General features: G+C 42.6%; 17 protein-coding genes. All 17 read left to right on the top strand.

The window, feature by feature from the left end:
* The first annotated feature begins 79 nt into the window (after positions 1-79).
* Positions 80-1,963 (top strand): scytonemin biosynthesis protein ScyA, encoded by a 1,884-nt coding sequence (gene scyA, locus PUQ00_RS03410; protein WP_300413194.1) that lies wholly within the window; start codon positions 80-82, stop codon positions 1,961-1,963.
* Positions 1,964-2,270: 307 nt separating this feature from the next.
* Positions 2,271-3,332 (top strand): tryptophan dehydrogenase ScyB, encoded by a 1,062-nt coding sequence (gene scyB / locus PUQ00_RS03405; protein ID WP_300413192.1) that lies wholly within the window; start codon positions 2,271-2,273, stop codon positions 3,330-3,332.
* Between the two features lie 25 nt (positions 3,333-3,357).
* Positions 3,358-4,326 (top strand): scytonemin biosynthesis cyclase/decarboxylase ScyC, encoded by a 969-nt coding sequence (scyC, locus tag PUQ00_RS03400; protein WP_300413190.1) that lies wholly within the window; start codon positions 3,358-3,360, stop codon positions 4,324-4,326.
* A gap of 97 nt (positions 4,327-4,423) precedes the next feature.
* Positions 4,424-5,689: a ScyD/ScyE family protein gene (locus PUQ00_RS03395; RefSeq protein ID WP_300413188.1), complete on the top strand. Its 1,266-nt coding sequence runs from the start codon at positions 4,424-4,426 to the stop codon at positions 5,687-5,689.
* Positions 5,690-5,842: 153 nt separating this feature from the next.
* A complete protein-coding gene (locus PUQ00_RS03390) occupies positions 5,843-7,219 on the top strand; it encodes a ScyD/ScyE family protein (RefSeq protein WP_300413186.1) in 1,377 nt (458 codons plus the stop codon).
* Between the two features lie 174 nt (positions 7,220-7,393).
* Positions 7,394-8,590: a scytonemin biosynthesis PEP-CTERM protein ScyF gene (gene scyF / locus PUQ00_RS03385; RefSeq protein WP_300413184.1), complete on the top strand. Its 1,197-nt coding sequence runs from the start codon at positions 7,394-7,396 to the stop codon at positions 8,588-8,590.
* Between the two features lie 199 nt (positions 8,591-8,789).
* A complete protein-coding gene (locus PUQ00_RS03380; protein ID WP_300413182.1) occupies positions 8,790-10,079 on the top strand; it encodes a glycosyltransferase family 4 protein in 1,290 nt (429 codons plus the stop codon).
* An 18-nt stretch (positions 10,080-10,097) separates the two neighbouring features.
* Complete coding sequence (gene tyrA / locus PUQ00_RS03375; RefSeq protein ID WP_300413180.1) at positions 10,098-11,195, top strand: bifunctional chorismate mutase/prephenate dehydrogenase; 1,098 nt, start codon at positions 10,098-10,100, stop codon at positions 11,193-11,195.
* 12 nt (positions 11,196-11,207) lie between these two features.
* Positions 11,208-11,855 (top strand): DsbA family oxidoreductase, encoded by a 648-nt coding sequence (locus tag PUQ00_RS03370; protein WP_300413178.1) that lies wholly within the window; start codon positions 11,208-11,210, stop codon positions 11,853-11,855.
* Positions 11,849-13,045, top strand: coding sequence for a 3-dehydroquinate synthase (locus PUQ00_RS03365; RefSeq protein ID WP_300413176.1), 1,197 nt, complete (start codon positions 11,849-11,851; stop codon positions 13,043-13,045). Before PUQ00_RS03370 ends, PUQ00_RS03365 begins: the two co-directional genes overlap by 7 nt.
* A 381-nt stretch (positions 13,046-13,426) precedes the next feature.
* The gene (locus PUQ00_RS03360) at positions 13,427-15,631 is read left to right on the top strand and encodes an anthranilate synthase (protein ID WP_300413174.1); all 2,205 of its coding nucleotides are present in this window, start codon (positions 13,427-13,429) and stop codon (positions 15,629-15,631) included.
* Positions 15,632-15,961: 330 nt separating this feature from the next.
* Complete coding sequence (gene trpC / locus PUQ00_RS03355) at positions 15,962-16,792, top strand: indole-3-glycerol phosphate synthase TrpC (RefSeq protein ID WP_300413172.1); 831 nt, start codon at positions 15,962-15,964, stop codon at positions 16,790-16,792.
* Positions 16,793-16,953: 161 nt separating this feature from the next.
* A complete protein-coding gene (gene trpA, locus PUQ00_RS03350) occupies positions 16,954-17,787 on the top strand; it encodes a tryptophan synthase subunit alpha (protein ID WP_300413170.1) in 834 nt (277 codons plus the stop codon).
* Positions 17,788-18,199: 412 nt separating this feature from the next.
* Positions 18,200-19,471, top strand: a complete 1,272-nt coding sequence (locus PUQ00_RS03345) for a tyrosinase family protein (protein WP_300413168.1) — start codon at positions 18,200-18,202, stop codon at positions 19,469-19,471.
* A 50-nt stretch (positions 19,472-19,521) separates the two neighbouring features.
* Positions 19,522-20,763: a tryptophan synthase subunit beta gene (gene trpB, locus PUQ00_RS03340; RefSeq protein ID WP_300413166.1), complete on the top strand. Its 1,242-nt coding sequence runs from the start codon at positions 19,522-19,524 to the stop codon at positions 20,761-20,763.
* Between the two features lie 572 nt (positions 20,764-21,335).
* Positions 21,336-22,889, top strand: a complete 1,554-nt coding sequence (locus PUQ00_RS03335; RefSeq protein ID WP_300413164.1) for a protein kinase — start codon at positions 21,336-21,338, stop codon at positions 22,887-22,889.
* A 697-nt stretch (positions 22,890-23,586) separates the two neighbouring features.
* Positions 23,587-24,169: hypothetical protein (locus PUQ00_RS03330; RefSeq protein ID WP_300413162.1), on the top strand; the 583-nt coding region annotated here is incomplete at its 3' end.

Below are 24,169 nucleotides of genomic sequence, written 5' to 3'. Positions count from 1 at the left end.
TTGTTTGTATTAAAAATTGCACTGCTGTGATTGTAAATTAAAGAGCCTTTGTGTAACTTAATGTAATTATGTGAAACCAATGAGTCAAAACTATACTGGTTCAAACTCTCCTCTAATCACCACTGAGCCATACAAGGAAATTCCATCAAACAGATATGTAGAGTCTGTGTCTGACGTTTCGCATCAGCTTGATGAATCGGAGAATAACAACGGAATTCAGCCTTTTTTACCCAACGAAACAGCCTCAAGGCTCTCAGTTGCCGATACAATCGCTCAAATGTTGGAAAATTTGGGAGTAAGCTACGCTTTTGGTGTCGCCGGTGGTGCGATGGCAAGCCTTTGGGGTGCGCTGTCGAATAGCAGTATAGAGGTGTTCAACTTCCGCCATGAAGCAGGAGCCGCATTTGCAGCGACCGAGGCATACTTTGCCAATAGTCGCCCCACTGTAGTTTTTACCACAGCAGGGCCGGGGATCACCAACGCTCTGACTGGATTATTTGCGGCTCGTGGTGAAGGTGCAAAGGTAATTTTGCTGTCGGCTTGCACTTCAGCACCGCAGCGTGGACGCTGGGCAATTCAAGAAACCAGCACTTACACATTGCCGAGTGGGGGAATTTTTACCTCAGGAGCGCTATTCAACTATGCAATCACTATTGAATCTGCGGCTCAACTCCCGCAGATTTTTCGCAAACTGGCTTTAGTTTTGGCACAACCAGGCGGATTTGTTGCCCATTTGAGCATTCCCACTGCTGTGCAAACAAGTTTAGTTGAGGATATAGCTTTACCCAAACTTGATGTTTCGCCTTTTGCGATGACTGCTTCAAAAGAAGCGATCGCTAAATCTGTAGAGTTATTATCATCTGGCCCCTTTGCCATCTGGGTTGGCTTCGGTGCGCGTGATGCAGCAGACGAAATCCGCCAACTCGCAGAAAAAACTGGAGCAGCCGTCATGTGTTCGCCCCGTGGTAAGGGTATCTTCCCCGAAGATCATCCTCAGTTTGTGGGTGTTACAGGTTTAGGCGGTCATGCTTCCGTCTTCACTTATATGGAACAGCAACCTCCACTACGCACACTTGTATTAGGAACCCGCCTTGGGGAACCGACTTCCTTCTGGAATTCGGCGTTAGTTCCCAAAGCGGGTTTTGTACATGTAGATATTGACCCGGAAGTGCCAGGAGTGGCTTATCCACACGTTGAAACTTTTGGGGTTAGGTCTGACATTAAAGCTTTTGTGCAAGAGTTGTTGCAGCAGTTACCAGAAGCTCCTCATTCCACAATCTCTCTACCTCGTCCAGAACACAAAGCAATTGAACCGGCTCCAGACGTAGACTATCCTGTGCGACCAGAAGTTTTGATGGCAGCAATTCAAAAGATAATTGTTGAGGGTAGCGATGCGATAGTAATGGCAGAGTGCGGTAACTCCTTTACTTGGTCAACTCATCTACTGCAATTTGCCCAAGCCAATCGTTACCGAGTCAGCACTGGAGTTGGAGCAATGGGTCACGCCGTCACCGGAGTGTTGGGTGCAGCACTGGCGAACAATAGCAAGGCTGTAGGTATTGTCGGCGATGGAGCAATGCTGATGAATAACGAAATCAGCACGGCTGTGAAATACAAAATTCCCGCAATCTGGATTGTACTCAACGATGCGCGTTACAACATGTGCCATCAAGGGATGAAAATCTTGGGATTAAAGGGCGCAGACGCAACACTTCCACCAACTAACTTCGCCATGATTGCTCGCGGTATGGGAGCAGAAGCGATCGTGGTCGTCAGAGAGTCGGATATTGAAGCAGCATTAGAACAAGCGATCGCATCAACTGTTCCCTTTCTGATCGATGTCGTGATTGACGCTGATCGCCCAGCACCTTCTGGTGGACGTAATAAGAGTTTGGCTGCACAAGGAGTTAAATCAAGTCCGGCGAAAGGTGTAGCCAAGCAAGTTTCGTTTCCAATGGTTTGATTTTAAAAGCTGGCAATCTCATCCAATTGTTATAGACACTAAAACACCTAAATCAAGCCGACTTAAAAACATCGGTTGGATTGTTACATCGGCAGTCTTAGTCTAATCATCAAAACAGTAAGGATAAAGTGCGAATTTAGAAGCGATAAAAATCCTTTCCCAGCCAATAACTACCTAGAAAAACTGGAATTTCAAATTTTTGATTTTTGAAGAGCACTTTATCTTTACTTCATCCTATCTTAATAGTCGAGACTGGTTTTGTGTCTATATCTTTACATTTTGTAATGGTTATTACTTTGAGGTCAAGATGCTCCTATTTGAAACTGTTAGAGAAATGGGTCATGAACAAGTTCTCTTTTGTCATGGTAGAAATCCCGAAATCAAGGCAATTATTGCTATTCATGATACGAGCTTAGGCCCAGCGATGGGAGCTACAAGACTATTTCCTTATGTCAACGAAGAAGCTGCTTTAAAAGACGCACTTCGTCTGAGTCGTGGGATGACATATAAAGCCGCTTGTGCCAACATTCCGGCTGGTGGCGGCAAAGCAGTTATTATCGCTAATCCTGAAAATAAAACCGATGATCTGTTGAGAGCTTATGGACGTTTTGTTGATAGTCTCAATGGACGTTTTATTACCGGACAAGATGTAAATATTACTCCTGACGATGTACGGACAATCAGTCAAGAAACTCAATATGTTGTTGGGGTATCAGAAAAATCTGGTGGCCCTGCTCCGATAACATCACTAGGAGTTTTTCTCGGAATTAAAGCTGCTGTAGAGTCTCGTTGGCAAAGCAAAAGACTTGATGGCATGAAAGTTGCAGTTCAAGGCTTAGGAAATGTAGGTAAAAATCTCTGTCAGCACTTACATGAGCATGATGTCAAGCTTTTTGTTAGCGATCTAGATCCAGTAAAAGCGGAAGAGGTAAAACGGCTTTTTGGCGCAACTATTGTAGAACCAACTGAAATTTACTCACTTGATGTAGATATATTTGCTCCTTGCGCTTTAGGAGGAATTCTTAATAGTCATACAATTCCTTTCCTCCAAGCTTCTATTATTGCTGGTGCAGCGAATAATCAATTGGAGAATGAGCAACTACATAGTCAAATGCTTGCCAAAAAAGGGATTCTTTACAGCCCTGATTATGTAATTAATGCCGGAGGGCTAATCAATGTTTACAACGAAATGATTGGTTATGACGAAGAAAAAGCTTTTAAGCAAGTGCATAACATTTATGACACACTCCGAGCAATTTTTGATATTGCCAAACAGCAGGGAATTACTACCAACGATGCTGCTAAACGATTAGCAGAAGACCGCATTCAGAGGGGTAAGCGAAACAAAACTAAAGCGATCGCAGCTTAATTTTTATGATCTTAGGGAGGGAAAAGTGGAAAAAAATACCTTTGCAACATCAGCTTACATTGCTACTTCACCTGAGAGTGCCTTTGACTACCTTTGTAGTTTAAAGAACTTAGATGAATGGACGCTTTATAGCCGGATGAAAGAGCAAATTGACGAAGATACTTGGCTGGGAACTGCGTCTGGTTATCACAAGAATCTTTACTATCACGTTAAAAAACTAGAAAACCCGCTTTTCTACGGCATTGAGTGGCACTGCGGATTAGAGTATCAAAAATATTTTCAGGTTTACCCTGTTTTGCTGTTTCCTACAGACTACATCGAGCCGGGGACAGATGAAAAGGGCGTGTACTTTCACTGGTTGAGCTTTGTCGATCCAAAACGGCAGACTCAGATGATTATGCAGGGAATTCATACAGTACACACTTCCGAGTGTCGTTCCCTCAAAGGTAATTTGGAACGCAAAGCTGGTCTGACCGCAGCAGCCAAAGGAAGCCACTTTATCGATACTGACACCATTTATGTTGATGCCCCAATTGAAAGTGGCATTGAATACTTAAAAGACTTACGAAATATAGATGAATGGGCGCATTTATTACGACTAAATGGCGAGATTGGTCTTGAATCAGGTGAATTCAAAGATGAATATGACCAGAAGGTAAAAGTTTCTGTGCGGGTTCATAGTCTGAGTAAATACTACTTGCTTGAACAGGAACACTTTTATCCAGACTACGAATACTATCAGCGCTCTGTAGCGTTACTTATCCCAACCGCCTATGCTTTCGCTGATCCTGAAGCTTCTGGTTTTATTCTGCATCGGATCACATTCTGGAAAGCAGATGGAACTGTAACCCACGGCAAACTTCAGATTGAAGACTTTGGGGCTGAGAGCATGAACATCAAACGTTTACTGGAAGCCAAAGCTGGCAACCTCAAATCATTTGATCGGGGAATGAGCTATCTACCAAAAACTCCAGAGCCACTAGTTACTAATTAAAACCTCTGCGTTCCTCTGTGCTTCCCCTAGTGTTCCTCTGCATTTAAAACTCACCCCTCAGTTCCCCACGATTTTACCCAAAGCTATATTGCAACACATGAAACTGAAACAACTTACTATTACTTTCCTCACTTTTTGTGTTGCCGCTTTTTCTGGAATGAAAGCTGCGTCAGCTACATCATTTTCGGTAATCGCCGACGGTTTATATAATGCCGGTGGTCTAAGCTTTGGCCCTGATGGTAATCTCTATGTTACAGAGGCGGGAATAGGAGGAAGTGGAGCTTGTGTTCCACCACCAAGCGGTCAAGGGGATTCTTTATGTTATGGCACGAGTGGTGCAGTTACCAAAATTGAGAATGGTAAGACCGAGCGGATACTTACAGGACTTCCTTCCTTAGCATTACCAGATGGTACTGGAGGCGCTGGTCCTCGTGACATCCAATTTGATGCTAAAGGTAAGCCTTATGTTCTGATTGGGTATGGGGCTAATCCTGCCTTTCGCGATCGCAATTTAGGTAATACTGACCTTGGTAAAATCATCGCTCCCGACTTTAATACCAATTCCTGGACGACTGTTGCTGATTTAGCTAACTACGAACTCGCCAACAATCCCGATGGTGGTGATGTCGATAGCAATCCCTTGGGTTTGCTAATAGATGGCAAGAAATTGGTTGTAGCTGATGCAGGTGCAAATGATTTACTCAGTGTTAACACTGATGGCAGAAGTTTGCAAGCTATTACCACATTTCCACAAGACATATTGACTAATCCCATCTTTCCACCTTCTGATACCCCATCCAATGAACCAGCACAGGTGCCATCTAAAAGTGAAGCGGCGCAATCACAGTTTGCAACTCAAGCAGTACCCTCAAGTGTGGTAAAAGGGCCTGATGGTGCTTATTATGTCAGCCAATTTACTGGTTTTCCCTTCCCTGAAGGTGGGGCAAAAATCTATCGAGTTGGTGCTGATGGGAAACCAACAGTCTTTGCAGATGGTTTTACCCAACTCACAGACTTGCAATTTGATCCTGAGGGCAATTTGTATGCTTTGCAGTACGCCAATCAGTCAGCCTGGAAGGGTAATCTTGATGGTTCTGTAATCAAAATTGCTACCGATGGGACACGCACAACTCTTCTGAGTGGGCATGGATTAGAGTCACTTAGTTCCCTAACTATTGGTTCTGATGGTGCAGTATACGTCACTAACCGAGGCGATAGTCCAGGACAGGGACAAGTTCTCAGAATTGAAAATACCAAATCTGTCCCTGAACCTGATTCTGCTTTAGGCATATTAGCGATCGGGGCTTTGGGCGTTGGTTTGTTGCACAAGAAGAGAGCTAGCCAACCACCCATAGATAGATAGAGTTGTGGCACTCAACTAAAGAGTTTCAAACCAATATCAGTGCCTCTCAAAAGGGGCATTGTCTACTCTGCGTTTCTCAAAACTGGGATTCGTTGTCTTTAAAACCATAAAAGTTTCCACAAACAAATTACTTAATTCTCAATCTCCAAAGGTATGAAACTCAAGTCATTTGCTCTTACATCTGTTACATTTTGTTTTACCGCTATTTGTGGAACACTATCTGCACAAGCTGCAACCCTAACGACAATTGTCGATGGAGTCAGTAATGCACGGGGTGTTAGCTTTGGCCCTGACGGCAGTCTTTACGTAGCAGAGCCAGGTATCGGCGGTAACGGAAATTGTCAACCATCTCCGAGTACTCTGTTTCAGCCTATCTGTGCTGGTAACACTAGTTCACTCGTGAAAGTTTCACCAGACGGCACCACACAGCATCTACTTAATAACTTTGAGTCTCTAGCAGAACAACCTACAGGCAATCAGGGGGCCGGTATTGAAGACGTGGAATTCGACTCTAAAGGGAATGCTTATCTTCTGACTGGGTATGCTGGTTATCCAGGAAACCGTGATCCAGAAACATTTAAACTAGGTACTCAATCCCCTATCCCACAAAATCAACTTAGTAGTTTCCCGCCATCAACAGCCGATAAAGTACTGAATACCCCGCTTTTAGCACAACTGTACAAAGTTGACTTGAAGACCGGAGCTCTCAAAAGTATTTTTGACTTTGCCAAGAATGAAATCACCAAAAATCCAGACAAAGGGGATGTAGTTACCAATCCCTATGACCTGACTATTAATGGCGATAATGCTTATGTCGTTGACGGGGGCGGCAACGCTGCTTACAAAATTAAACTTGACGGAAGTAAGTCTGAGGCGATCGCAATTCCTAAAAATATCATTAGTAACTCCGCCTTGCCACCAGGATTAAAATTACCTCCTGGGCTATTAGATGAGCTTCCAGGAGGAAAAATAGCAATTCAAGCAGTACCTACTGGTGGCGCAATTGGCCCTGATGGAGCTTTATACGTTGGCGAATATACGGGTTTTCCCTATCCAGCAGGTAAATCACGGATTTGGCGCATCGGTAAGGATGATAAACCAGAAGTTTTTCTGGATGGGTTTACGCACATCACAGACCTAACCTTCGATAAGAAAGGCAATTTGCTAGTTTTACAGTTCAGCGACAAGTCCCAGTTAGGGGGTGACATCACAGATCTACCCGGTTCTCTGATCGAAGTTGCTCCTAATGGCACTCGCACAACACTCGTTGCAGCCGGTCAAGGGCTAGATTCGGCTGATGGAATTGCTATTGGCCCTGACGGCAAGATTTATATTACCAATCAGGGTGTCGGCAAAGGACGAGGGGAGGTTGTTCGGGTAGATGGTATCGTTACACGAGTAGTCCCCGAACCTGGTTCAATAGTTGGCTTATTAGCACTTGCTGGTGTAGGCGCAACTGCTGCTCGCGCCAAGCGCAAACGCCAAGAAAAGTTGGATGAAGAGTTGCTAGCCAAAGCACAGACTGTCTAATTCCTCTTTCCCTGGCTCTGTCAGGGAATGCTTACAAAATAGGCTGCTGCCTCACACAGAAAGTTGTATTTCAAACAAGAGGCAGCAGCCCAAATTTCCGATTTCCCAAACTGGGACTGGGAACAAAATTAGTCTAGAAAAGAGTATAACTCATACAATCAGGACTTTAAACTCATGGGTTTAGTCAAAAATTTGTCAATCGGCATTCTCGGTACTGGATTCTTGGTGTTGGCAACAGCAGCCCAAGCCAAGGCTGTAACATTAACTTACGACACAAGTATTGGCAGTCCTGGCTTCGGCCCTGGACAACTGTTTGTTCCTCAAGGCATAACGGTGGATAGCCAAGGGAATACCTACATAGCTAATGGACGCGGTGTTAACCCGGATGGTACTCCTAACTACAACCTTGGTGACAAAATTGAAAAGTTTAGTCCTAGTGGTCAGTATATTGGAGCAATTGGCTCCGGCGGCACAGGGCCAGGACAGTTTGACGAGCCAACAACTGTAGACTTTAATCCCGTAACAGGGGATTTGTATGCAGGTGATGTTCACAACAACCGTGTGAATCAATTCGATTCTCAGGGTAAGTTTATTAGATCCTTTGCAAATGGAGATTTTACCGGTCTCATACCAGGTAGATTTTTCTTTGGGCCATCTGGTGTAACATTTGACAAAACTGGCAACGTTTACGTTGGTGATTTTAACGGCGAAAGAATCCTTAAATTCACACCAGACGGAAAGCAAATTGGTGTCATTGGTGGCAAGGTGGGCACTGCACTTGGAGAAACTCAAGGTGTAGCAGGTGTAAGAATTTCCCCGGTTAGTGGAAATATCTTTCTAGCTGACCAGTATAACAACCGCATTCAAGTACTCGATCCAAATGGTAAACCTCTGTACGCATTTGGTTCAACAGGTAGCGGACCTGGACAGCTTCTTCAGCCAATTGGCATCGAAGTGGACGACCAAGATAATGTTTATGTAGCTGATTCTATCAACAGCCGCGTTCAGGTATTTGATAAAAACGGTAAGTTTCTGACTTCCTACGGTCAACCAGCCCTAGATGCATCAGGCAAACCAGTCCCACCTCCAGGATTAACTGACCCCCCATTTGGCAATCCCCTTGACCTCACTCCAGGCAGATTTAACTGGACGGGTGGTACAAGCCTCAAAGATGGCAAGCTTTATGTGGGCGATTTCTTCCAAGGTCGCGTCCAAGTGTTAAATGTAGAGGGCACAACTCAAGTACCTGAACCTAGTTCAATATTGGGTTTAGCATTGCTCGGATTTGGGGCTGCTACCGTTACATTGAAGAAACGTGGGCAACAAAAGCCAGTCTTCAGTTTAGAGAAGGAACTGCAAAAACAGTGCTGAGTTTTGATGCTTGAGTAACAGTTTCGTAGGGTGCGTTAGCCAAGGATATAACCCACCATCTTAATAATTTTGGTGCCGTACTCTCGGCCGTAACACACCCTACTGGCTCTCCTAAGAAATTTTCAAAACAAGGGAGATAAAAACTGGGTAACACAACAAAGCCAACATTATCAAGGTGCTTCCAGGACATTAACAGCTCATGCACATTCTGATTTATTCATACAACTATCATCCAGAACCAATTGGTATTGCACCTTTGATGACTGAACTAGCAGAAGGGCTGGTGAAGCGAGGGCACCAAGTACGGGTAATCACAGGTATGCCTAACTATCCTCAGCGTCAGATTTACGATCGCTATCGGGGTAAGTTATACGTTACTGAACATAAAAAGGGTGTTAAAATTCAGCGTAGTTATCTGCGGATTAAGTCTAAACCTAACCTTATAGATCGGCTACTGCTAGAGTTGAGCTTTGTTTTTACGAGTTTGCCACAAGCTCTCAAGGGACAGCGACCTGATGTGATTCTCTTAACAGTTCCGCCGCTACTAGTTTGCTTACCTGCAACTTTAATCGGTTGGCTATACAACTGCCCAGTAGTGCTGAATGTGCAAGATATCCTCCCGGAAGCTGCGGTGCGTGTTGGACTTATTAAAAATAAGTTGATGATTTCAACTCTGGAAGCTCTAGAGAAATTTGCCTACCGAACTGCACATACTATTAGCGTGATTGCGGATGGCTTTGTAGATAATTTAATAAATAAAGGTGTACCTGCTAATAAAATTGCCTGCATTCCAAATTGGGTGAATCTAAATTTTATCCGCCCTTTACCGAAAGAGAATAACTCTTGGAGAGCTTCTCATCAACTCGATGGTAAATTTGTAGTGCTTTATTCAGGTAATATTGCTCTGACGCAAGGTTTGGAGACAGTAGTAGAAGCAGCAGCTCGCTTGCGTCATCTAAAAGAAATTGTTTTTGTCGTAGCCGGAGAATCTCAAGCTCTCGAAAGGTTGCAAAAACATTGTCTTGCTTGTGGGGCAAATAATGTTTTACTTTTACCATTGCAACCGCGAGAAAAACTACCGCAAATGTTGACAGCCGCGAATGTCGGGTTGATTGTGCAAAAACGCAATGTAATTTCCTTCAATATGCCTTCTAAAATACCACTGTTGTTAGCCAGTGGTCGCCCAATTGTGGGTTCAGTTCCCGCCACTGGTACTGCTGCCAAAGCTATCAAAGAAAGTGGCGGTGGTATTATCGTTGAGCCAGAGTCAGCAGATGCTTTGGCGACTGCGGTATTGGATTTATATAATCAGCCAGAATTAGCAGCAAAATTAGGGCGTGAAGGAAGAAAGTTTGCGGTAGAAAACTATTCCTTTGAGCAAGCGTTAAATCGGTATGAAGAGTTATTTTCTGATGTGATTGCCAAAGGAGCAACAACTTTGGATATCTTGCCCGAAATGAATTCTAAAAAATCACTTGTTGATATTTGAAAATTGGGGACAGGAAAAATGCCTTTGAAATCCTCTTATTCAGATCAGCTGAAAAAAAACGACCAAAGCTTGATCGCCTTACTGAGCGATCGCCTATCATTATTAGCAGTATCAGAACTTCCTTCTTTAGATGAACAACTGGCTGATGTGGCTCCCCTACTTGCTCAAGCTGGTATTCCTGAGTCTGTTTGGGCAAGTGTGCTCAAGAGTTGTCATGCCACTCTAATTCCTAAATATGCAACAAATCATGTCAGTCCCCGACAAATTACGATCATCGGTGGAGGCGGCAGGATGGGAAGATTATTCAAAGAGCAACTTTCGATAGTGGGTCATAATGTTAGCGTTCTTGAACACGAGGATTGGGAGTATGCAGATCAACTGTTGAGTCAGGCAGAATTAGTCTTAGTAAGCGTTCCCATTCAGCATACGGTTGATGTTATCAAGCGTGCAGCTAAATACCTTGCCTCAACTACAGCTTTGTGTGACATCACGAGTATTAAAACACAACCAACTCAAGCAATGCTCGAACACCATTCAGGCCCAGTCATGGGCTTACACCCCATGTTTGGGCCAAATATCAAATCGTTTTTAGGACAAAAAGTGGTGGTGTGTCCAGGTCGGAACGATGATTCATTTCAATGGTTATTAGACTTTATTAAAAGTAAAGGTGGAGAGTTAATTGTTTGCACACCTGAAGAACATGATAAAATGATGGTGATTGTTCAAGCAACGCAGCACTTTTGTAGATTTAGTCTTGGCGTTTTCTTGGCACATGCAAGAATTGACATAGAGCAGAGCTTAACAATGTCAACTCATAACTACCGACAAGAACTTGACATTGTTAAACGTTTGTTTTCTCAAAACCCCCACTTATGTGTGGATATTATGCTAGCTACAGAAGAAAGGTGTGATGCAATTAGCTTTTTAGCTAATACTTACAGCCGTTTGGCGAGACTGGTGGCGAAGAAGGATAGAGACGCATTAATTAAAGAATTTGAAAATACTCAAAGCTTTTTTGAAGAGAAAATTAAAACTTTTTTACAGCCTTTAAACACAACTTCTAAAACGGTTCAACGAGATTTTCAAGCACAGATGCACACAAATATTAGCATTTAAAGAAGAAAAAGTATGCTGATAGACATCTTTCACGATACCGTATGCCCCTGGTGCAGAATTGGCAAAAAGCATCTGTTTGATGCACTGGCACAATGGCAAGAAGAAGAAGTACATATCCGCTGGCATCCCTTTCTTCTAGACAATACTATTCCTGCTGACGGCTACGAATTTCGCAGCTTTATGCAAAACAGAAAAGGTATCGAAACGGAACAACTGCAACATCTGTTTGATAGTACGCGGCGCGCAGGTGAGGCGGCTGGAATCAAGCTAGATTTTGACAAAATCCGTTTGGCTGTCAATACTAAGCTTTCTCACCAACTGATTGCACTTGCACCCGCAAACGTAAAACACGATGTCGTAGAAGCTATTTATAAAGCTTACTTTGAAGACGGTTTAAATATCGCAGATATTAACGTTATTGTTGCCATCGGTACAGCATACCAGATGGATTCTACGGAATTACGCCTACAATTAAATGATTCTGATGTGGGTGATGCAGTTGTGGCTGAATCCATATTTGCTCGGTTAAATGGCATCAACAGTGTGCCGTTCTTCATGATCAATAATAAAGTCAAGGTAGATGGTTCTGACTCGGTAGAAATGTTCCTTCAAGCTTTGAATGGTGCCGCACTTATAGATATATCAGCAAAAATATGGTGATTGACATAAAGCAAAAAAGTACATTAATTCATCAACGTGTTTCGGTTACTTTTAACTACGAGGTTTACTTTACCCAAAATTTATTTGAGTTGAAAAACCCCACGTTAGCCCAAGTAATTACGGCAGATGGGGAGACAAAGCCGAAGAAAGTAGTAGCAGTAATAGACGCAGGAATATTGCAGTATCAACCTGAATTGGTTAAGCAATTAGTAGCGTATACCAACTTTTATGCAGAGATACTAGCGATCGCAGCCCAACCGATGATAATTTCGGGAGGAGAAGCTGCTAAAAACGATCGCACTTTGCTAGAGCAAATCCATGAACTGATTGAAGCCGCCGGATTATGTCGCCATTCCTACTTATTAGCGATCGGCGGTGGGGCGGTGTTGGATTTAGTCGGATATGCTGCTGCAACTGCTCACCGAGGAATTCGCCTTATCCGCATTCCGACGACGGTATTAGCACAAAATGATTCCGGCGTTGGAGTAAAAAACGGCATCAATGCCTTTGGTAAAAAGAACTTTCTGGGCACATTTGCGCCACCTTATGCAGTTGTAAATGACTCTGCCTTTTTGACAACTCTAGATGATCGCGATTGGCGTTCTGGAATTGCAGAAGCAATCAAAGTGGCGCTGATTAAGGATGCTAACTTTTTTTATTTTATCCATTTCCACACCGCAGCCCTTGTGCAGCGAGATATGGACACTATGCAAGAGATCATCTATCGTTGCGCTCAGTTGCACTTAGAACACATTGCCAACAGTGGCGATCCTTTTGAAATGGGTTCGTCTCGTCCTCTGGATTTTGGACATTGGGCGGCTCATAAACTGGAGCATTTGACAAATTATCGCTTGCGTCATGGTGAAGCAGTTGCGATCGGTATCGCTTTGGATAGCACCTATTCCTATTTAGTAGGACTACTGAATTATTCAGACTGGCAACGGATATTAAATACTTTATCAGCGTTGGGTTTCACGTTGTATGTGCCAGAACTAGCTGATAAGTTATCACAATTGGAACATCCTCATTGTTTGTTCCGAGGTTTAACTGAGTTCCGCGAACACTTGGGTGGAGAATTGACTTTAACGTTGCTACAACGCATTGGAAAAGCAATTGAAGTTCACGAGGTGGATTTGTTTTTGTACAGGAAAGCAATATCGCTGTTGCGAGAATTAAGGGTGGAATTTTAAATGCTCCAGGTAGCAGATAAAAGCGCACAGTAGCGTAGAGTTTTGATGCGAACTTGTGAAATAATCTATTACCTTTGAGGGAGGCGGCGAATTGCAAATAGCGTTGCTAATAAATATATTAGAAAAGTAGTATAAAAAGCGAATAAATTGACACCTAATCGAAAAATTTTTCAATGTATTATCTGCTTGATATCTAGTAGTCTTAAATAAGAAGTAAAAAGTTTTTCATGACAATTTTTCAAAAGAATATGCCTATTTGGATAACTTCAATTAAATGGAATCGCCTAATCTTGATTTATTTTTAATTTGAAGAGACTTACCAATAATCAGTAATGGCTTTTGACTAATGACTAACTAATAAATATTCCAGAAAAATTACCCATGATTTTTGATTCCCGTTCCTACAAAACCCTTGGTGGTGTAAACGTTTCTCGCTCCATCAGAGAAGTTAAGATGGACACTGCCCTCGAAGATATTCTGTTCCACTTAAATTCTCAGCGTGGAGGCTTGCTAAGGAGCAGCTACGAATATCCAGGGAGATACAAGAGGTGGGCCATCGGATTTGTCAATCCACCGTTAGAATTGACTACACAGGAAAATACTTTTACTTTCATAGCGTTAAATGAACGCGGGCAAGTACTTTTACCATTCCTCTTAGAGTGCTTATCCCAATCAAAACAACTTGAGAAAGTTACTCAAGATAATAACTATCTTGTAGGCTTTGTTAAACCTACGAAAAAATTATTTACTGAAGAAGAACGGAGTAAACAACCTTCAGCGTTTACAGTTATCCGCGAAATCCTACATACTTTTTCTAGTCAAGAAGACGAACATTTAGGATTATATGGTGCTTTTGGTTACGACTTAGTTTTCCAATTTGAACCAATTAATCAACGTTTGGAACGTTCTACAGATCAGCGAGATTTAGTGCTTTATCTACCTGATGAATTGATAGTTGTTGACTACTATCAGCAACGTGCATTTTGTCTAAAATATGAATTTGAAACAGTGCATGGTAGCACTAAGAATCTAGCTCGAACAGGTGAGTCTGTAGATTATCGCGGAAAACATCTTTTACCGAATCAAACTGCTGACCATAAAATAGGCGAATATGCGAAAAAAGTTGAGATTGCACTCAATTATTTCCGCCGAGGCGATTTATTTGAAGTAGTTCCCAGTCAAAACTTTTTTGAGGGCTATGAAGACCAACCCAGCAAGCTATTTGAAACTTTAAAGGAAATAAATCCTAGTCCTTATGGGTTTATTTTTAATCTAGGTGGAGAATATCTAATTGGTGCATCTCCAGAAATGTTTGTGCGGGTTGAAGGTAAGCGGGTAGAAACTTGTCCAATTAGTGGCACTATTAGCCGGGGACAAGATGCTCTTGACGATGCGGTGCAAATTCGTCAGTTACTCAACTCTCACAAAGATGAAGCTGAGTTGACCATGTGTACTGATGTTGATCGCAATGACAAATCTAGAATCTGCGAACCTGGTTCAGTACAAGTCATTGGTCGTCGCCAAATTGAATTATACAGCCACTTAATTCATACTGTGGATCATGTTGAGGGTACACTGCGATCGCAATTTGATGCCTTAGATGCCTTTCTCTCACATACATGGGCAGTTACAGTCACTGGCGCACCCAAAAAAGCCGCAATAGATTTTATTGAACAGCATGAAAAGAGCGCTCGACGTTGGTATGGTGGAGCAGTTGGTTATTTAAATTTCAATGGGAATTTAAATACTGGATTAATTCTGCGGACAATTCGATTAAAAGACTGCATCGCCGAAGTGCGAGTTGGTGCTACTGTCCTTTATGACTCCATACCACAAGCAGAAGAACAAGAAACAATTACCAAAGCTGCGGCTTTATTTGACACGATTCGTCGTGTTAAGCAAACGAGTCAGAAAGTTGATGAGTCCAGGTCTATAAAATTAAGTAAACCTATCCCAGGTGTAAAACCTAGCAAACGCATCTTATTAATAGACTATGAAGACTCATTTGTTCATACCCTAGCCAATTACATTCGCCAAACTGGTGCAACCGTTACCACATTACGTCACGGGTTCTCTGATTCACTTTTTGATACAGAACGACCTGACTTAGTTGTTTTATCTCCTGGCCCTGGTAGACCAAGTGATTTTGGGGTTTCAGAGACTGTCGGCGCTCTTCTTTATCGCCAAATTCCCATTTTCGGAGTTTGTCTGGGGCTGCAAGGCATCGTTGAAGCTTTTGGTGGAGAATTGGGAGTTCTCAACTATCCTCAACATGGTAAATCCTCACGTATTTTCGTCACCGATTCCAATTCTGTCACCTTCAAAAACTTACCAGAATCCTTTGCAGTGGGTAGATATCACTCATTGTTTGCCCTACCGCAACGTTTGCCAAAAGAACTTAAGGTGACAGCAATTTCTGACGACGACGTAATTATGGCCATTGAACATCAGACACTTCCCATCGCTGCCGTTCAGTTTCATCCAGAATCAATCATGACTTTAGCCGGAGAAGTCGGTTTGGAAATCATTAAAAATGTGGTGTATGCATATACGCAAACTAAAGAGTCATTAGTCATTGGTCATTAGTCATTAGTCAAGAGTTGCCTCGTTCCTATGCTCTGCATGGGAATGCCATCCTTGAGGCTCCGCCTCATAGATTAACAAAGTATGTTCAGTTTAATTCCCCTGCCTCTTGTGGCAGCAGGTTTTGATCCCTAATTAAAATCCCCGTCACAAAACGTAATTGCGAATTGCGAATTGGTTTAAGAGTGTTTTTAGTCGTATCAGCCAGGCAGAGCCTGCATAGAAGGCATTCCCAGATGGAATCTGGGAACGAGAAACCGACGAGAAACGAGAATAACAAGAATACAAGATAATTAGTGATTTACCCATCTCCTGCCACTTCCCTAGCAGTTTATGATTAACCAAGTTGTTACTTCCCGCCATATTCTCGAAGAAATTGTGTTGCATAAAAAGCAAGAACTTGCACAAATGCAGCAAGAATTGCCTTTAGCCTCCTTGCGAAAACAGTTAAATGCAGCCCCGACTGTGCGAAATTTCCTGACTGCTTTGCAGGAAAATCCCAACCAACCTAGCTTAATTGCCGAGGTAAAAAAAGCATCACCTAGCCGTGGGATTATCCGCGCAGATTTTGATCCAGTAGCTGTTGCTCAAGCTTATGAACGAGGCGGTGCGGCTTGTCTATCAGTCCTGACTGACCAAAAGTTTTTTCAGGGCGGTTTTGATAATCTGCGTAATGTGCGTCAGCAAGTGGCATTACCCCTACTGTGCAAGGAGTTCATCATTGACCGCTATCAAATTTATTTAGCACGGACAGCAGGTGCAGATGCAGTGTTGTTGATTGCTGCGATTTTATCAGATCAAGAACTCCAAAATTTTTTGCGAGTGATCCACGATTTAGGGATGAATGCACTAGTAGAAGTCCATACCTTAGCGGAACTCGATCGAGTGCTAAAGCTTGACGACTTACATTTAGTAGGAATCAACAATCGCAATTTAGAAGATTTTACCCTTGATTTAGGAACAACACAGCAACTTTTAGCAGAACGTCAACAACAATTACAAAGTTTGGATATCACCGTCGTCAGTGAGTCTGGACTATATACACCTGCTGATTTATCTTTTGTCGCTGAGGCTGGCGCCCGTGCAGTTTTAATCGGAGAGTCCTTAGTTAAACAAAGCGATGTAGAACAAGCTGTGCATAGTCTTTTAAATACTGAGTTCTAAAGGGAGCCAAAAAAATAAAGCTCTGATACTCATTAAATGGAGTTCAAAGACTCGTTAATGGAGTTCAAAGACTCGACGACAAAAAATGTCGGCTGGACATCCCTGATTGCTAAATATTGATTCTTCCACAACTATTAACCAACTATTAACTATTTTTCGGCATGACTTTTATCTCCACTTCCTTTCAAACTTTACGCGATCGCCAACAGTGTGCTTTAATCCCTTTTATCACAGCAGGCGATCCTAACTTAGAAACCACCGCCGAGGCTTTACGCATTTTAGATCGCAATGGTGCTGACTTTATCGAGTTGGGCGTTCCTTACTCCGATCCTCTTGCAGATGGGCCTGTGATTCAAGCAGCAGCAACCCGCGCTTTGCAAAAAGGCACTAAATTAGAGCAAGTGCTAGAGATGTTACAAAGGGTGAGTCCTAGCCTGAAAGCGCCGATAATTCTATTTACTTACTACAATCCCATTTTGCACCGGGGTATTAAGTCATTTTTGGGAAAAATTGCCGCTGCTGGGGTGCGAGGGCTGGTAGTGCCAGACTTACCCTTAGAAGAGGCAGAAGAATTAATACAAACCGCCGCATCTTTCGGAATTGAGGTAATTTTACTCGTAGCTCCTACCAGTTCCAAAGATAGGATTGAAGCGATCGCTCGTCAATCTCAGGGTTTTATCTACCTGGTGAGCGTTACAGGTGTTACAGGTATCCGCTCTCAACTCCAAAACCGCGTAAAGCATTTAATTACAGATTTGCGAAGTGTCACCGATAAACCCATTGGCGTTGGTTTTGGCATCTCAGATCCAGAACAAGCACACCAAGTAATGGAATGGGGTGCAGATGCGGTGATTGTTGGTAGTGCCTTTGTTAAACGGTTAGCTGAAGGTAGCCCAATTGAAGGACTGCAAGCAGTAGAAAAACTTTGTCAAGAACTTAAAACAGCCATTACAGAAAGTCGGCGCGAAAGTCCATCTCTTCAAGAGGTGAGATAAATTTACCCCCCAACATAGGCAGGGCTGTTTCATTCCCTTTCAAACAGGATTTGTCAAGATGGTTAGCGAGAAAATTGTAAGTAAAAGTGACCCTGAGATGAACATTTAAGCACTTAAATATCAGTAAGATAGTTCATTTTATCGGCACGCTGGTAACAAAATAACTAATTTTTAATTGCTATAACCCTTGATTTTTAAAGTTTTTTAGGGAACGAAACAGCCTTGCCCAACTTAGGGAGTTCTAAATTCTGACTTCTTAATTTCTCTTTCTTGCTCCTTTCTCCGTGCCGCGCCAGTTGCTACAACGGGGGAAACCCCCTCTGAGCGACTGCCTCACCGCAACGCACTGGCTTCTCTGCGCCTCTGTGGTTCGTTTTCTTGGATAATTTATTTCTTGCAAATCCCTAAGACAATGAAACTCCTGCTGAAATCTGTCAAAATATTAATTTATAGCGTACTTTTAGTTAGCGCCTGCGCCCTTACAGTCTTTGCCCACGATCGCACTGATCACGGACAATACAAATATCATTGGCATTACAATTTTCCACCACAACAGGCTCACCAAGCTGTCAGAAAGAACGCAACTGACCTGACACCAGCAGAAAAAACAGCCTTTGTTAAGGCTATCAAAACCTTAAAAACGATAATTCCCGCAGGTAGCAAGGTCAGTATTTACGACCAATTTGTTGCCATACATTTAGGGGCAACACGCTTGATTCATAACCATAAAGGGCATTCCGATGGTTCGGTTCAGGAACTTGCTCATGAAAATGCCGCCTTTTTCCCTTGGCATCGAGAATATATCCGCAGATTTGAACAAGCTCTGCAAGCAGTAGACCCAACTGTTAGCCTCCCATACTGGGATTTGACTGACCCCATAGCACTTGATGTGATTTTTAAGGATGACTTTCTTGGTTCTAACGGTCAAGGAGTAACCATCAAAATTCCAAATCAGGGAAATTTTACAGGCGGCGCTGTACAGTCTGGGGCTTTTTCTGCTGCAAATGGCTGGGTTATGAATCCAGTCTTAAACATTGACCCAGATACCAACATATCACTAGGTACATCACTTGTACGCTTTCTACGATTACCTCCTGCCAGTGATTACCCTCTGCCCAAAAAAGATATTGAGCGTGCCCTTGCTCTTAATAACTATTCTCTATTTCGCCCTGCTTTGGAAGGATTTATCTCTGTAGATGAGCAAGGTAAAATTACCCCAGGAGGATTCATACACAATTACATTCATGGTTTAGTTGGTGGGGTAGAGATAGACGCGAGTAGGACACCCATAAAGTTTAAGCCTTTAGGTACAATGAGCAATATCCCCAGTTCACCTTATGACCCAGTGTTTTGGTTGCATCATGCGAATATAGACCGCCTCTGGGCTGAATGGCAAGACAACGGTCATCAAGGTAGCGATTTTTATCCTGCTGATGGTCAGCCTTATGGACACAATCTTAAAGACCGAATGTGGCCTTGGGACGGCGGTATGTCTACCCCTAAAGCTACGGCATTAGGAGATTTAGTATCTCTATTACCAAATTTTGACTCGGACGATTTGGTGCGGCCTATAGACGTTTTGAATCACAGAAAACTGGGCTATACTTACGAAACCTTTGAAAAGAAAGCGGGAAGAGAATTTTATCTGTGGCATAAGTTTTTTCATATGTGGCATAAGTTCTAAAAAGTTAGAACGAGAGTAAAAAATACTTGAACGTAAAAGGATTTTAATCAATGGTAAGCATACAAGATATCAACACTACGATTTCGGCTGCAACTGTCCAACCAGATTCTTTGGGTAGGTTTGGAAAATTCGGCGGTAAATACGTCCCAGAAACTTTAATGCCTGCATTAACTGAGTTGGAAGCGGCGTTTCATCAATATCGCAATGAGCCGAGTTTCCAAGCGGAACTGCAAAACTTATTACGTGACTATGTGGGACGGCCCAGCCCATTATATTTTGCTGAACGGCTGACAACAAACTACGCTAGACCAGATGGCACGGGAGCGCAAATTTATTTAAAGCGCGAAGATTTAAATCATACAGGCGCTCACAAAATTAATAATGCTTTGGCTCAAGTGTTGCTAGCCAAGCGCATGGGCAAGCAACGGATTATCGCAGAGACAGGGGCAGGTCAACACGGGGTTGCGACTGCAACTGTATGTGCGCGGTTTGGTTTGAAATGTGTGATTTACATGGGCGTCCACGATATGGAACGCCAAGCCCTGAACGTGTTTCGCATGAAGTTGATGGGGGCAGAAGTTCGTCCAGTAGAGGCAGGTACGGGAACTCTCAAGGATGCAACTTCTGAAGCAATTCGGGATTGGGTGACGAATGTGGAAACAACCCATTACATCCTGGGTTCTGTTGCCGGGCCCCATCCCTACCCGATGATTGTCCGTGATTTCCACGTGATAATCGGTGTAGAAACTCGCGCTCAGTCTCTAGAAAAATGGGGAGGATTACCAGATATTCTACTGGCTTGCGTGGGTGGAGGTTCCAATGCGATCGGCTTATTCAATGATTTTGTGCATGAACCTTCGGTGCGCCTAATCGGAGTGGAAGCGGCAGGTGAAGGTGTAAACACAGAAAAGCACGCTGCTACCTTGACAAAAGGGCGAATAGGTGTATTGCACGGTGCAATGAGCTATTTACTCCAAGATGATGATGGTCAAGTAATCGAAGCTCATTCAATTAGCGCAGGATTAGACTATCCCGGCGTTGGCCCTGAACATAGTTATTTAATGGATCTTGGTCGCGCCGAATATTACAGTGTTACCGATAAACAGGCGTTAGATGCATTTCAAAGGCTTTCGCAATTAGAAGGGATTATTCCAGCCTTGGAAACTGCTCATGCGATCGCTTATCTAGAAACCCTTTGTCCTCAGTTAGAAGGCAGCCCCCGCATTGTCATCAATTGCTCTGGCAGAGGTGACAAGGATGTGCAAACCGTCGCAAAAGTCCTGAATCACTAGTATATAGGACTTACGCAAAACTACACGCGCTTTAGGGCAATTCATGTAGTTATCAAACAGAATAAAGGTGCCAGTCGCCAGAATTCACTTGGGTATTTTGTGCGACTGGTGGATGAATAAACGGCGTTTAAGACCCCCACAAAACAAGAAAATTTGGTGGTCTTCAATCAGTGGCGGGTCTGAATCCCCCACTGATTGCATTCTGACTCCTGAATTCTGACGAATGTATTCTTCTTCAATTGCGTAAGTCCTGGTACAGTGCGACACAAATAAAGTTTCACTCTCGATTCCGACAGTGTATTCATATTGGACATCGATTGAAGGAAGTTTAGGGATATTCTTTTCTCTATGATTATTCTCCACTCAATGCATCACGATTGAGTACATATTTTTTTACAGGCGATGCGTACGGTGGGCTACCCCTACGTTAAAAATAAAGCACTGCGCTTTGGGTCTGCTTACAGTGGATTGATTAAAGATAGCAAAAAGCTGCGAGTTTAGAGAACAGTTGTTAGTTAGTTTAAGTATGGCAAAATGAAAACATCATTTCTCTTTACTGATGGTTAAATTCAATGCTTGCCAGTCATATTCTCCGCAATCGCTATAAAATAATCAAGCTATTGGGAAGCGGTAGCTTCGGAATCACCTATTTAGCTGAAGATTTAGATTTACCTGACCATCCTCTGTGTGTTGTCAAAAATCTTCGGCAAAGGCAAAGCCCAGAAGAGTTACAAATCTTTATTAATTTTTTTAACAAGGAAGCGAAAGCTTTATATCGCTTAGGTCGTGAGTACAGTCAAATTCCACAACTTTTTGCCCACTTTGAAGAAGAGGGTGAATTTTATCTAGTACAAGAATATATTGATGGACATGATTTGAGTCAGGAAATTTTCTCTGGTAATAAGTTAAGTGAAGCTAATGTAACACAGCTTTTAAAAGAAATCTTAGAAGTATTAACAATTATTCATAATCAAAATATCATTCATCGAGACATAAAAGCACAAAACTTAATGCGCCGTAATAGTGACGGCAAAATAGTATTAATAGACTTTGGATCTGTTAAGGAAATTAGCAAATTAACAGTCAATCCTCAAGAAGTAACCAACGTCTCTGTTGTTATTGGCACTTCTGGCTATATGCCTAACGAACAGTTAAATGGGTATCCCAAGTTATCCAGCGATGTTTATGCAGTGGGAATGTTGGGAATTTACGCTTTAACTGGGATTAGACCCCAAGAACTACCGAAAAATCCAGACACTTTTGAAATAATTTGGCGAGATCGGGCTTCAGTTAGCCCGTTTCTAGCAAATGTGTTAGATAAAATGATACGTTCTAACTTTAAGGAACGCTATCAAACAGCAGGTGAGGCGTTGCAAGCCCTAACAGCAGCATCATCTGAATCCATACAGGTAACACCACCGCCTTCATCAATTTCACCACCATCACATTTTTTTATAGCAAACCAGAGACTTTTGATTGGCGCCGGAGTCTTAGTAAGTCTACTTTTTGGGATCGGATTATTATTTATAAATTTTTCAAGACAACCCACAACTAATCTGACGCGTATTCCAAATTCGGGACAACCTATACCTAATTCGGAACAACCGACACTCGTTCCAAAACAACCATTACCTAATGCAGGAGAACTTACACCCCAGCCAGGGTTGACAACGCCAGAAATACCAGGTATAAAACAACCTATAACTGATGCAGAAACATGCCCAGAACCTATATCTCCAGTCCCAAATACTCGACCCAACTGGGTAGATCAGAAAAATCATAATAATAAATATTATGGAGAACTAAAAAATGGACAGCCCAACGGTTGTGGAACTTACATTTTGGCAAATGGTAATAAATATGAAGGAAAAATCAACCAAGGTAAATATGATGGTATGGGAACCTTCATATTTAAAGATGGAAGTCGCTATGTAGGTCAGTTCAATAATAATTCTTACGTAGGTTTAGGTAAATTTATTTATATAAATGGCTGCGAATACATAGGTGAATTCAAGCAGAGTAAATTTGATGGTCAAGGAACCTGTATATCTCAGAATGGCATCCATAAAAGTGGAATTTGGCATCAGGGTAAATTGCAAGGAAAAAATCAGACTTGCTGCAACTAGTGTGTTATTTCAGAAGTCTGTTTTCTAGTTAATTCCCGCTAATTAATTATCATAAAATACGAGGAAAGTTGATGTTATTTTTAACTTTTTGTTCTGTCTAGTAGCATGGGCAATGCCCAGCCTAGTTAAAGTTTTTAATGATTTAGGATTCCTATATTTTTGAATTAATAAATAAGTTGTTATAATAATATCAATTAAAGATTGTAAATTTACTTATTATGAGCGTATAGAACTAAGCTAATGAGCATTTAAGTTGCATAAAAGCAGGGCTGAAGTCCTTACTACAAGCGAATCATTCTGGAAAAATGAATGACGATTAGCTTACTGCCATTTTAGTTCTAGCGCTTTCTGATGCCTTGCTTTTGTTTATATATAAACGAAACAATCAGGATTTATCGTTTGATTGATTTTCCAACGTTGAAAGCGATGCCCTTCTCTACGAGACCCTTCTCTATGAGACGCTCCGCGAACGGCAAGCTCAGGGCATCGCGCTCGGCGAACGGCGTAGGACTCAGGGTAAGACCTACGACGGGCTACGCCTACGCCTAATATTTTGTCAATAAGCAAGCCGCAAGCCTTAAGGCGATATTTTTTAGTTTTATTGATACTGAGGGGTTCTTATTGACAAGATGCGCTTACCCTGGATAATGAGCATATTACATCTTTGCTAAGTGTTGATATTTTAGAGGAGTGGACAATGAATCAAAAACCATTTATCAAACTGATATTGCTAGTTTCTAAAGCTTATTTAGTTGCTATTAGCAGTTTCGTTATTGCTTTAGAACCATATTTACAGGTGTCTTTAGCCCAACCTCAGCCAGACGCACCACCAACATCAAACCCAACTCCAACTCCACCACCAGATACAACCCCAACTCCGCCACCAGATACAACCCCAACTGCCCCACCAGATACAACCCCAACACCACCACCAGATACAACCCCAACTCCGCCACCAGATACAACTCCAACTGCCCCACCAGATACAACCCCAACTCCGCCACCAGATACAACCCCAACTGCCCCACCAGATACAACTCCAACTACGCCACCAGATACAACTCCAACTACGCCACCAGATACAACTCCAACTACGCCACCAGATACAACTCCAACTACGCCACCAGATACAACTCCAACTACGCCACCAGATACAACTCCAACTACGCCACCAGATACAAAACCAACTGCCCCACCAGCTACAAAACCAACACCAACCCAAGTTATCCCGCGAGATACAAAACCAACACCAACCCAAGTTATCCCGCGAGATACAACAC

The sequence above is a fragment of the Nostoc sp. S13 genome (assembly GCF_029379315.1).
Lineage (GTDB): Bacteria > Cyanobacteriota > Cyanobacteriia > Cyanobacteriales > Nostocaceae > Nostoc.
Note: the sequence above shows the minus strand (reverse complement) of the source record. Positions and strands in the feature narration are given on the sequence as shown.

What these genes read in the sequence shown, in the direction of transcription:
- scyA (WP_300413194.1), top strand. Translation starts at nt 80, where the DNA reads ATGAGTCAAAACTATACTGGTTCAAACTCTCCTCTAATCACCACTGAG.
- scyB (WP_300413192.1), top strand. Translation starts at nt 2,271, where the DNA reads ATGCTCCTATTTGAAACTGTTAGAGAAATGGGTCATGAACAAGTTCTC.
- PUQ00_RS03395 (WP_300413188.1), top strand. Translation starts at nt 4,424, where the DNA reads ATGAAACTGAAACAACTTACTATTACTTTCCTCACTTTTTGTGTTGCC.
- PUQ00_RS03390 (WP_300413186.1), top strand. Translation starts at nt 5,843, where the DNA reads ATGAAACTCAAGTCATTTGCTCTTACATCTGTTACATTTTGTTTTACC.
- scyF (WP_300413184.1), top strand. Translation starts at nt 7,394, where the DNA reads ATGGGTTTAGTCAAAAATTTGTCAATCGGCATTCTCGGTACTGGATTC.
- PUQ00_RS03380 (WP_300413182.1), top strand. Translation starts at nt 8,790, where the DNA reads ATGCACATTCTGATTTATTCATACAACTATCATCCAGAACCAATTGGT.
- tyrA (WP_300413180.1), top strand. Translation starts at nt 10,098, where the DNA reads ATGCCTTTGAAATCCTCTTATTCAGATCAGCTGAAAAAAAACGACCAA.
- PUQ00_RS03370 (WP_300413178.1), top strand. Translation starts at nt 11,208, where the DNA reads ATGCTGATAGACATCTTTCACGATACCGTATGCCCCTGGTGCAGAATT.
- PUQ00_RS03365 (WP_300413176.1), top strand. Translation starts at nt 11,849, where the DNA reads ATGGTGATTGACATAAAGCAAAAAAGTACATTAATTCATCAACGTGTT.
- PUQ00_RS03360 (WP_300413174.1), top strand. Translation starts at nt 13,427, where the DNA reads ATGATTTTTGATTCCCGTTCCTACAAAACCCTTGGTGGTGTAAACGTT.
- trpC (WP_300413172.1), top strand. Translation starts at nt 15,962, where the DNA reads ATGATTAACCAAGTTGTTACTTCCCGCCATATTCTCGAAGAAATTGTG.
- trpA (WP_300413170.1), top strand. Translation starts at nt 16,954, where the DNA reads ATGACTTTTATCTCCACTTCCTTTCAAACTTTACGCGATCGCCAACAG.
- PUQ00_RS03345 (WP_300413168.1), top strand. Translation starts at nt 18,200, where the DNA reads ATGAAACTCCTGCTGAAATCTGTCAAAATATTAATTTATAGCGTACTT.
- trpB (WP_300413166.1), top strand. Translation starts at nt 19,522, where the DNA reads ATGGTAAGCATACAAGATATCAACACTACGATTTCGGCTGCAACTGTC.
- PUQ00_RS03335 (WP_300413164.1), top strand. Translation starts at nt 21,336, where the DNA reads ATGCTTGCCAGTCATATTCTCCGCAATCGCTATAAAATAATCAAGCTA.